General features: G+C 46.5%; 8 protein-coding genes and 1 tRNA gene. 3 read left to right on the forward strand and 6 right to left on the reverse strand.

All coding sequences use genetic code 11. From position 1 onward, the window contains the following. Positions 1-219: 219 nt before the first annotated feature. The 4 genes from QUA34_RS26300 to QUA34_RS26315 all read right to left on the reverse strand — a co-directional run bounded on the left by QUA34_RS26300 (position 220) and on the right by QUA34_RS26315 (position 5,150). Positions 220-1,467, reverse strand: a complete 1,248-nt coding sequence (locus QUA34_RS26300; RefSeq protein ID WP_333390033.1) for a URC4/urg3 family protein — start codon at positions 1,465-1,467, stop codon at positions 220-222. Continuing rightward, positions 1,464-2,546 carry an adenylate/guanylate cyclase domain-containing protein gene (locus QUA34_RS26305; protein ID WP_333390035.1) on the reverse strand — a complete coding sequence of 361 codons (1,083 nt, stop codon included), beginning with the start codon at positions 2,544-2,546 and terminating at the stop codon, positions 1,464-1,466. Before QUA34_RS26305 ends, QUA34_RS26300 begins: the two co-directional genes overlap by 4 nt. A gap of 89 nt (positions 2,547-2,635) precedes the next feature. After that, a complete protein-coding gene (locus tag QUA34_RS26310; protein WP_333390037.1) occupies positions 2,636-3,883 on the reverse strand; it encodes a GTP cyclohydrolase II in 1,248 nt (415 codons plus the stop codon). A gap of 358 nt (positions 3,884-4,241) precedes the next feature. Further along, the gene (locus QUA34_RS26315) at positions 4,242-5,150 is read right to left on the reverse strand and encodes a class I SAM-dependent methyltransferase (protein WP_333390039.1); all 909 of its coding nucleotides are present in this window, start codon (positions 5,148-5,150) and stop codon (positions 4,242-4,244) included. Positions 5,151-5,468: 318 nt separating this feature from the next. Here QUA34_RS26315 and QUA34_RS26320 point away from each other — a divergent pair, with 318 nt between their 5' ends. Both QUA34_RS26320 and queC read left to right on the forward strand, forming a co-directional pair. Next, on the forward strand, positions 5,469-6,809 hold the full coding sequence (locus QUA34_RS26320; RefSeq protein WP_333390040.1) for a cytosine deaminase: 1,341 nt from the start codon (positions 5,469-5,471) through the stop codon (positions 6,807-6,809). Between the two features lie 242 nt (positions 6,810-7,051). Further along, on the forward strand, positions 7,052-7,726 hold the full coding sequence (gene queC / locus QUA34_RS26325; protein WP_333329131.1) for a 7-cyano-7-deazaguanine synthase QueC: 675 nt from the start codon (positions 7,052-7,054) through the stop codon (positions 7,724-7,726). A gap of 140 nt (positions 7,727-7,866) precedes the next feature. Here queC and QUA34_RS26330 read toward each other — a convergent pair whose 3' ends face one another. Continuing rightward, complete coding sequence (locus tag QUA34_RS26330) at positions 7,867-9,297, reverse strand: hemolysin family protein (RefSeq protein WP_333329205.1); 1,431 nt, start codon at positions 9,295-9,297, stop codon at positions 7,867-7,869. A 115-nt stretch (positions 9,298-9,412) separates the two neighbouring features. Next, the gene (locus QUA34_RS26335; protein ID WP_333390042.1) at positions 9,413-10,102 is read right to left on the reverse strand and encodes a hypothetical protein; all 690 of its coding nucleotides are present in this window, start codon (positions 10,100-10,102) and stop codon (positions 9,413-9,415) included. A gap of 185 nt (positions 10,103-10,287) precedes the next feature. On the opposite strand from QUA34_RS26335, the gene QUA34_RS26340 reads away from it, so the two are divergent. Beyond that, a tRNA-Ile gene (locus tag QUA34_RS26340) sits at positions 10,288-10,360 on the forward strand. Positions 10,361-10,706: the final 346 nt, after the last annotated feature.

Here is a 10,706-nt window from a genome sequence, read left to right on the forward strand (position 1 = left end):
TCATAAAAAGCTAATTGAGAATGGTGCAACATATGAGTTACATCCGTTACATCCGTTATAAAATCCGTTGCCGAACTTCCCTCTTCCCTCTTCCCTCTTCCCTCTTCCTGACATCCGTTACATCCGTTACATCCGTTACATAATCCGTTGCCGAACTTCCTTCTTCCTGACATCCGTTACATCCGTTACAGAATCCGTTGCCGAACTTCCTTCTTCCCTTTAAAAGACCGTCCCGTCACTTTCAATCTGAATTGGCGGCACTCCACCAGCCCTCAATTCCCCCGCAATTTTCCGCCCCGCCGCCCAAGTTCCTCCTTGCAAAATCTTCACCAGCGGCAATTCTGTCTCATTCAAATGCAGCTTTTCTCGAATAGCTGCGGCAATTTTATCTAAAAGATTCACAGTCAGCGATCGCCATTCTACTATAACTTCCGAACCAGGCAAGTAACTCTGCTCAAAAATAGCCGAATCTTTTGCCCGCAGCAGCCCGATATCCAAACATAAACCGCCGTTGCGGTACTCCGGTAATCCCGTTAACTCATCCAATCCCGCGACTTCTAAACCAAGTTCTTGCAGCGGTTCCAACAGCGAATAAGTCAACCACTGCGACAGTTTGTGAAACGGCACGAATTCATCTCCCAGATTTTCTCCTGTTAAAGCCGGATGCCGCCAAACATCGCCTAAATTAACGCCACCAATTGCATATCTTCCCGGCCAAATTTCCCCAAAACCTGTCAAAACAGCGCTCAATACTTCAGAAGCATTCACAGTTTTGCCTCTCGAAACCCCACTGTTGAGCAAGTATGTTGCCAAATTGCCTGGACGCGGGTTTTCGCTGCCAAATAATAATGGATGCTGGCAAATCGCATTTCCCAAACGCTGCAGTAATTCTAATCTGCCTGTTAAACCAACTAGCGGATTGTCTCGACTTACCTGAAATCCAGCAGCTAAGGTTTCTAGTTTTAATTGAGAAAGCCCCCGATAATCAGCTTGCCAAGGAAAATCGGGATTGCTGGAAAAAACACCTTGACAAAACATCCGCAAGCTGGCTATTGCTAACCCTTCAGAACGGCGGTAAACCTGCCCGGTTTCTGGTTCACAATACTGCCAATCTGCACCAGCACCGGCATCGAGCAAAACGCTGACAATTGCTAAATCAAATTTTATCTTAGCTTTTTCAACCGGTGCAAATTCTGCTAAAGCTGCATCTAATTCGGGGAGTCGCGACAAGTTGCCAGCTTCAAAATGTCGCCAGCGACTGTGAAAGGGAATGTTAAAATCGGGATAGTGTTGGCGCGTTGTCTCAATTACATAATTTGCTGCTTTGTCGAGTTGGGATAAATCGACGCGGAAGTAGCGAAGTTTGTCTTGGCTGGCTAAATCAAAAAGCCGATCGCACTTTTGGCGAATAGCAGCCGGCGTTCTCAGATATTCTACAATCTCAAGTTCAATATTGTGCAACTTCATACAACCAAACAGCGGTAAACATCGTTTTCTTGAAAAAAGTCAAACTGACTGTAATCTAAAAGATTATCTAAAATCGCATTTTTATCGATTTTGATCAGCTTATATTCCCACTTCGACCCACTGACTTCGCGTTTTATTTGATCGGAAACTATCACCGAGTTTTTTTCTTTCCCCGGAGATAGTATTTTACTTAAATCTTCCAGCCTGTCGGCTATGTGAATATCTTTTCCGTAAGTGCAAGACCTAAATATATATAGATTTCCTTTCGCAACTCCCACGGACAAGCCACAAGGTATTTGATTGGCGTCAATAAAAAGTTTCCAATTCTCGCACAGACTTTCCATTGCCGCTAAGGCTGAGTGAGCTTCCGGGAAAGTCAACAAATGCGAATCCCCAACAATACTGCGAATTGTGCCACCGTATTCTTCACAAATTGTTTTTTCAAAAGTATCAAAGTTGGTGAGCAAATATTCCACATCTTTGATAGAATTAGATTCTTGATAAGCAATAAAACCTCTCAAATCTGCTTTAATTATTGCTTGATTCTTGATGATTCGCGTTTTGTAACTTTGGTCAACTTTGTATACTTTTTCAGGTTCGCTCATCCCTTTCAAAGAAAACTCGTTGACAAAAGACGTTTGCACTTCTGCTTTGTTGAGCGCCAGCCAGGCTGCTTGGGACAAATATATTTCATCCGGCGGAGTTACGGATTCTATGCGCGCTGTTAAATTCACCGTATCGCCAAAGATATCTTTATCTTGATGCAAGACATCTCCTAATGTAATAGACACGCGAATAGCCAATCGTTCGTCGTTCGCCTTGCTAGATTGTTGCGCTCTCAATTCTTGCTGCATTTCTATGGCTGCTACCGCCGCTGCTGTGACGCTGGGAAAAATTATCCAAAATGAATCACCTTCCCCTTTGATCACGCTGCCTTCATTTCTGGCGCTAATATCTGAAACAAAAGTTTTATGCTCGTTTAACAAACTACTTAAGTCCGACTGAGATAATTTTTTGACTCTGGCGGTATATCCACAAATATCTGTTTTTACGATCACACTAGAACGCAAATTAGCCATAACCTACCCTGACTGATCAAAAACCAGCAATAAATTTCATTTAGCAAAGACGCGATTGTTCGCGTCCCATCGGTCGCGTCTTTGCCCTCTTAATCTCCTAAATCGCGTCCGATCGCTTCTGCAAGAATTGTAGCATCTGGCACAGGGTCAGGCGTGTAGTAGCCGGCGGCTTTTTTGGCGACGATTTCGACTTGTGCATCTGCGGGAATCCAATCTTCAGGAATAGGGATGCGATCGACCACCTGAATGCCAGAATTGATAATCGCATTGTATTTCATATCGCTCATCGAAACTAAACTGTCTATTCGAGAGATCCCCAACCAGTGCAGCACGTCTGGCATTAGTTCTTGAAACCGCATATCTTGAACTCCCGCCACACATTCAGTGCGTGTAAAATAGGCATTAGCGCGATCGCCGCCTTCCTGCCGTTTTCTGGCATTGTACACCAAAAACTTAGTCACTTCCCCCAAAGCTCTCCCTTCCTTACGGAAGTAAACAATTACCCCAGAACCGCCTGATTGTGCCGTTTGGATGCAAATTTCCATCCCGTGTACCAAATAAGGGCGACAAGTGCAGATATCGGAACTGAAGACATCAGAACCGTTGCATTCGTCGTGTACCCGTACCGCCAACTGCTTATCCGGGTCAGAAATATTCGCGACATCGCCAATAATATAAACCGTAGTTCCGCCAATTGGTGGCAAGAAAACGTGTAAGTCTGGCCGGGTCACTAAATCCGAGAACATTCCCCCTGTTTGCTCGAACAGGACACGGCGGAGAACGCTTTCTTGAGCCCCAATCCGCCGAGCAATTCCCGGCAAATACCACACCGGATCGATCGCAACTTTAGTTACTGCTAAATTGCCACCTGCTTTGACTATTTTGCCATCAATTTGCACTCGCCCCTTAGCGATGGCATCTTGCAATTCCGGCATATTAATGTGAGCTTTAGTGACAGCAATTGTCGGTCGAATATCATATCCCTGCTGGATAAATGAAGTATAAACTTCGCTGACCAAACCCCCAAAGGGATCGAGAGAAACAATCAAATTGCGATCGCCCCAACTCGCGTGCGGCCCGATGTGTGCGGCCGGAGAGGTGTTGGTAAAATCGGGGCGGTGATCTGCTTGGAGTGCGCCGGAAGCAACTGCTAGCGCGCGATAAACAGAGTAGGAACCCGAATGAGTGCCGATCGCATTCCGGTGAGACGATTTGGTAAGGCTGCCAATCACAGGCCCCCGTTTCAGCGGATCGATTTCTCCCCAGTGGATGGGATGAGGTTTTGTGCCGGATCTGTCGGGATGGGATGTTAAAACTATATGCTTGGGTTTTGACACAGTTGTTTTTGGCTCTTACTATGGATGCTGCTGTTAGTTGAAAGTGAAATTGCAATTTGAAGCAGTGATTTATGATACCAACAGTACACACCTCCAGGGTTGAAACAATCGCGCTACCCACACACAACCTTTTCTCAGCTTGGGTTTCACGATAACAGGAGGTTTTCGTCGGATTTGATATAAGTCCAGAGTTCAATCTTTCCCAGTATAGCCAACACCAAAGCCAGCACAACTGCCAAACGCCAACTTTGAAGTTTTAAGATATGTGCGAGAAAAAAAGATTTGAGATTCTGAGCCGCCGACGTGCACTCAATCTCAAATCTCAAATCTCAAATCAAATACTTTTGGTAAAAACGTCTTAATCCAGGCTTTGAGGGTGACAGAATTCCATTATAATTCCCTCACCTTCGCCGCGCGAGTCCAATTCCTTCGCCATGCGATCAACACGTTCTTCAGAAAGGAAGAAGCGGGTAACTTTGTGCGGTACAAACCACCGATAGCGCAGCCACAAACAGATAGAGTAACGAAGGCTATCCGGCAAAGAGTATGTGTAATTTCGCTGAATTGCCAAACCTGCCTTTTCGCCGGCTAGAGCCAAGGTTTTTGGAGTGTAACCGATCAGATTGTAAGGATAATCGGTGCTGTGCCAGCGCCAGCCCAGTTGCCGCGCGTATGGGCTGTCTGCGTTCGGTACAGCCACCCAAATGTAACCGTTTGGAGCCAGCAATTGCCTCATGCAGTCGAGTGTTTCTGCAGGCAAAGGCGTTGCTCCCAAAACGTGTGAACAGAGTATGACATCAAACTTTTCGTCAGTACCTTTTTCTGCAACGTATTCTTCTACAGTGCCAGTGAAAACATCGATACCGCATTCCCTGGCTGCTGCTGCTGCTGAGGAGCTAGGCTCAATTCCTGCCACCTCAACTCCGAGTTTTTTGAAGACTTGGATAATGGAACCTCCCCCGCATCCTACGTCTAACAGCCGCTTGCCTACAGGGATAGGAATGTGTCGGTATTCATTGAGTTTTTTGGCTTCTTTTACTACGTCTTCTTCGTCTGGTACGTAAGTATTGTAGCACTGCCAGCCCTCGGGGTAATAATCGCTCAGTTCATCCCATGTCGGGCGGGGATTTACGAATACTAAGCCACAATCTTCGCATCCGTAAACTGACCATTTAGGAGCCTCTTTAGGGTGGCGTGCTGTCCCCGCTGTGTACAGGAAGCTGATTTTTTGGGAGCTGCAAACTGGGCAATTTGTAAATTTTTGCATGGTTCAGTTTCACGATTTGTACAGTTGCTAAGGGCAGTGGAACGACCACAATTTATTACCATTAGCTGAGCTGGTAGAGTACACCCATGCAAGCAGATCGAAAACTAGGTTTATTGGCAAATCAGTGTTTGTAGATGCTCGGCTTGTTGGCGCTCGACCCCCGATCGATCGGCGCTGTACAATTTTATGTCTAAATGGTTAGACTGAGAAGGTAGCATTTGTTACCGATAAGAAAACTGACGATCAACAGACAATGATTGTCGGTAGCGTTTTTGCTGTTGCGCTAAATTCTTAGGAAAATACTAACTCACAAAATTAATGTTGCCAAGTACATCTAATTATTTGCTCAAAAATGCTCGCGTGCCCGCGTCTCTTCTAGAGATGAAATCGATCGCGCCCTCAGCTTCTACTGTGGCGACAACGGGGAGTGAGAACAATTTTTGTTTGGTGGATTTGGAAATTGCAGCAGGGACGATCACCCACATTACTCCAGCAGGTACAAAACCTGTATCCTCCTCTGGAGATATCCCAGTTATAGATTTGCAGGGCGGCTTAGTTTGGCCTTGTTTTGTGGATATGCACACCCATTTAGACAAAGGTCACATTTGGGAACGATCGCCCAATCCCGATGGAACTTTTGCCAGCGCGATCGAAGCGGTAGGCGCTGACGCTCAAAAAAACTGGAATGCAGACGATGTTTACCGGCGAATGGAGTTCGGACTAAAGTGCAGCTACGCCCACGGAACCAAGGCTATCCGCACTCACATCGACAGCGCGGGCGAACAGGGAACTGTTAGTTTGGGAGTATTGGAAGCGCTGCAAGCCGAATGGGGCGATCGGATGATCTTACAACCAGCTTCTTTGGTTTCCCTCGACTATTACCTGACACCCGCAGGCGAAAAACTAGCCGATCGCATAGCCGAAATCGGCGGTATACTCGGTGGCGTCGCCTATATGAATCCCGACTTAGACAAACAACTCGATCGAGTTTTTGCCTTAGCCAAAGAACGAAATTTAAACCTCGACTTCCACACCGACGAAAACGACGATCCAGAATCAACAACACTGCGGGAAGTCGCAAAAACCGCCATCCGCCATGAATTTGGGGGTCAAATAATCTGCGGACACTGCTGTAGTTTAGCCCGACAACCGTCAGATTTAGTAACAGAAACTCTGGAATTAGTCAAGGAAGCAAATATTGGCATTGTCAGCTTGCCGATGTGCAACCTTTACCTGCAAGACAGAGAATCTCAGCATACACCGCGCTGGCGGGGAGTGACACTGCTGCACGAACTCAAAGCAGCCGGAATTCCCGTTGCAGTTGCTAGCGACAATTGTCGCGATCCGTTTTACGGATTTGGCGATCACGATGCTTTAGAAGTTTTTAATATGGCAGTCCGTATCGCTCATTTAGATAGGCCTTATGGAGACTGGCCCTGTGCAGTGACAAAGACTCCAGCCGATTTAATGGGATTGCCAAATTTAGGACGAATTGCAGTGGGTTTACCTGCTGATTTAATTTTGTTTAAGGCGCGGAATTTCAGCGAATTGTTATCTAGAGCGCAGGGCGATCGCACAGTTTTGCGGCAGGGTATTAAAATTGATACAACTTTGCCCGATTACCGCGAACTAGACGACTTGTTAGCAACAGAAATCTGACATTTTGTACGAATATCAAGAACAGGCAAGATGCCTGTTCCACAAAAGATGAATTTTCTTTCTACTCGTTACTAGGCAGAGCCGGGGAACGAGTTAATTTAGTTTTGTGGAACGGGCCGGAGAGCCCGTTCTTGACAATGGTGTAATATGTAGGTTTTAAAAAGCATTTAGCATTGGTATATTGTCAATTCCCCACTATTTTGATATAAATATAAAAGCTAATTCGAGTGAGGATGTTTTAAGTGAAAGCAGTTATTTTATTGTCGGGAGGGCTGGATTCCTCAACAGTTTTGTATCAAGCCAAAGCCGACGGCTGCGAGTGTTACGCTATTTCCTTTGACTACAAGCAAAGACATCGGCGGGAGTTGGAATCAGCAAGGGCGATCGCACTTTCGGCCGGTGTTAAGGCACATCAGGTGGTAAACTTTGACCTAACGCTTTGGGGCGGTTCGGCTTTGACGGATAATGAGATGGAATTGCCGATCGATCGTAATCTTGCAGAAATGTCTCAAAACATCCCAATTACCTACGTTCCAGCTAGAAATACAATCTTTCTCAGCTTTGCCCTCGCCTACGCAGAAACTCTAGAAGCCGATCGAATTTACATCGGTGTCAACGCTTTAGATTATTCTGGATATCCCGACTGTCGCCTCGATTACATCCAAGCCATGCAGGAAGTATTTCGGTTAGGAACCAAGCAGGGTAGAGAAGGAAATTTTATTAAAATTGTAACACCTTTGATCGAACTTAAAAAAACAGAAATTATTCAATTAGGCAACAAATTAGGAGTACCTTGGGAGCAAACTTGGTCTTGCTATGCAGGCGGGGAAAATGCCTGCGGCGTTTGCGATTCTTGTCGGCTGAGGCTGGCGGCTTTTGAGGAATTGGAATTGAAAGATCCGGTGTCTTACGCTTAAACAGTATTCCGACTCGGCGGTTGAAAGCGATCCTCCATACACTCTCGTCCCTCTCTAAAAAACTCAAGAATAAACGGGGTTGCTAACTCAGATTTGGGAGAAAAAGTTGCGCTATTTTGAGCGCCCTTTTCATCCAAATCTTAATGAGAAAATTTTGCCACACTACTCACCCCGCTATTCTTTCGCCCTTTCCCCACAACTTCCTCATCCGCTGCTGCAACTTCACCTAAAGCTCGATCGCCCGCCGCCTCTGACAACAAGTGAATTTGAATTTGATCCAACCGCGGCCCGCACACAGAAACAACCGTAAGTTCCACATTTTCTCCGCGCCAAACTTCCCCCACTGCCGGCATTCTTTGCAACTGATAACTCAGAAAACCTCCGATTGTCTGATATTCGTCAGTTACTGGCAGATCCACATTCAATATTTGATTCACATCATCTAAATTTAACTGCGCTTGAACTAAATAAGTGCGGTCGTCCAATACTTGCAAAGCAATTTCTTTGCTGTCGGGTGACTCGTAGCTGCGGCCGATAATTTCGGCTATCAAATCCCGCAATGTCACTAACCCGGAAATGCCGCCAAATTCATCAACTACGATCGCAATTTCTTCCGACGAACTTTGCATCAAAGGCAGCAGTTCCCCCAGCAGCATCATCTCTGGCACAAACCTCACCGAACCCATCCAAGGTAAAATTGGCGTGTCTGGAGATAGCAAACCTTCAGCTAGGGGTTTTGCAAGTTGTTTGAAGCCAATAATCCCAATAATGTCGTCTAAAGAATCTCCCGTCACGGGATAGCGGGAATGGTGAGAAATAGCCATTTCGTCGAGCAAAGTTTGAAAGGTTGCTGTCTTGGGAAGTGCGACAATGCTAGGCCTCGGCACCATTACTTCTTCTACCCAAACTTCGCCAAATTCAAACACGTTGTTGAGCAATTCTCGCTTTTCTGCTTCCAAGCCGCTGGATTCGCTGGAAGTAGCTATAATTAATTGCAGTTCTTCGGGAGTAACCGGGCGATGCCTTAGATCGTATTCGATGCCCGCAAACCGCAAAAGCGATCGAGTAGATTGATTGAGAAACGACACAAAGGGCTTGAACACACGGGCAATCAATAAACTCGGAGGCCCTAAACTTCTGGCTAGTTGTTCGGAATGCAGCAACGCTACAGATTTGGGAAAAAGTTCGCCCAGTACGATTTGCACGTAAGCTAGCAACAAAAAAGTTACTATTGATATGCTAAAAGAATGGGCGATCGCCGACTTGATGTAAATTGGCAGTGGCAAATAGCCGATCGACATTCGGACTAGCACGGCGATCGTACTTTCCCCAATCCAGCCGATAGCTAAACTAGAAAGAGTGATTCCCAACTGCATTGTTGAGAGCAATCGCTCGATACTTTGCTGCAAAGATTGCACAGTTAAAGCTGCAACGTCGCCAGCATCCACTAACTGATTGATGCGCGATCGGCGTACCGTCACCATCGAAAACTCAGCCGCCACAAAAAAAGCATTGATCGCAATCAGCAACAGCACTGACAGCAACCGCGACAGCACCTCTGTCCAACTCATCGCGGGTAAATCAGATATCTCCTGCACTCTCGCCCCTAAAAGTGACACAATGCTCCCTAAAAAAACTTTCTCGATCAAACGTGAGAATCCCTTTCGAGGTTTTGCTCCTTTTGTTTTACTTCGCCACTGGAATGCCAGATATTTGCAACTGAAGTTTTTGACCTGGATAATCTGTCAGCGTCAGCGAAACTTCCTTAGCATTTTCCAGCAAAGCTGTGGGAATACTCACCGTACCGTAAAACACCTGCCCGTTGGGGGGCAGTTCCGACGGCAAATCCTCGGCAGTCGCGCTCAGGGCCCGGCCACGATCGTCAGTGACGTTCAAGAAACTGTAGAGAAACCTCACAGCTTGCGAGCCTTCATTTTTCATGCTCACGTCTAGCAGCATGGAATTGTTGCGCTGACTGGCCGCGCTCACTTCCAGGGTTATTCCTCCGTCGCGACTGTTCAGGGGAAACTTGGCGCTAGCATTTTGTGCAGCCGATTTTTTGGCCGCGGCTGGTTTAGAGCTTGCCTTCTCTGTTTTAGTATTTGCCCCGGCCGTTTTTTCGGGATCGCGACCTTCTACCCGTGCTTTGACGGTTGTGAGAATGTCTTTTTCTTTCAAAATGCTCACTTGGTCTTTACTAGCCGTCTTTCCAGGCTTGCCGCTGCCAGCATTGTTGCTGGGACGAACATCGGGTTGAGTCGTTCCTTGCAAGGCTTCGCGACCTATAGTAAATCCCCAAACAGAACTCGTCACGCCTGCTCCAAACATGAGAGCGAGCAGAATTAGAGTCAGAACTACCGTCGAATTCACTGCCATTGCCTATAAGTTTATGCCGAGTCCTAGAAACTGCTTTGCCCGGTCGATCGGCTTGCCTAACATTGGCTAACAGGCGATCGGGACTCAGCAGATCTAAAGATTTTGATTTTTGTTCTCTAGTTCTAGCACGGACTGAGAAATTATGTTATAATTCATTTTCAGTTAGGTCGAACAAATCGATTTAACGGCAGTTGGCCGAGCGGTTTAGGCAGCGAACTCATAATTCGCCCCAGGCAGGTTCAACTCCTGCACTGCCGATTTAAAATCAATCACGACGCTCCCCCCGTGAACCCAAAACCGGGTTGCTTCCCTCGACGCATGGGAGGCGAGAAACCTGGTTTCTCCGAATTTTTACGTTGAGTAACGATAAATATACGTAGAAACCAGGTTTCTGAGGTCGCAAGTGCGATCGCTGCAAACTAGACATTCGATCGATCGACTCCTTGTGGAGATATCTTGGCTCCGCGCGCGTCGATCGCACTTGCGACCTCAGAAAATTATGATTCCGATGCCAACGGAAACGATAAGTAGGGCTTGCTGAATATATCGATGGCACTTGACGTAGCCTGGGTTATGCGCTCGCGAGAGCGAGGGTAAAGTGCAA

The sequence above is a fragment of the Microcoleus sp. POL10_C6 genome (assembly GCF_036701585.1).
Taxonomy (GTDB): domain Bacteria; phylum Cyanobacteriota; class Cyanobacteriia; order Cyanobacteriales; family Microcoleaceae; genus Microcoleus.

Coding starts and splice junctions, on each gene's coding strand:
- QUA34_RS26315 (WP_333390039.1), bottom strand. CDS start 5,150: ATGCAAAAATTTACAAATTGCCCAGTTTGCAGCTCCCAAAAAATCAGC.
- QUA34_RS26335 (WP_333390042.1), bottom strand. CDS start 10,102: ATGGCAGTGAATTCGACGGTAGTTCTGACTCTAATTCTGCTCGCTCTC.
- QUA34_RS26305 (WP_333390035.1), bottom strand. CDS start 2,546: ATGGCTAATTTGCGTTCTAGTGTGATCGTAAAAACAGATATTTGTGGA.
- QUA34_RS26300 (WP_333390033.1), bottom strand. CDS start 1,467: ATGAAGTTGCACAATATTGAACTTGAGATTGTAGAATATCTGAGAACG.
- QUA34_RS26330 (WP_333329205.1), bottom strand. CDS start 9,297: ATGAGTTGGACAGAGGTGCTGTCGCGGTTGCTGTCAGTGCTGTTGCTG.
- QUA34_RS26320 (WP_333390040.1), top strand. CDS start 5,469: ATGTTGCCAAGTACATCTAATTATTTGCTCAAAAATGCTCGCGTGCCC.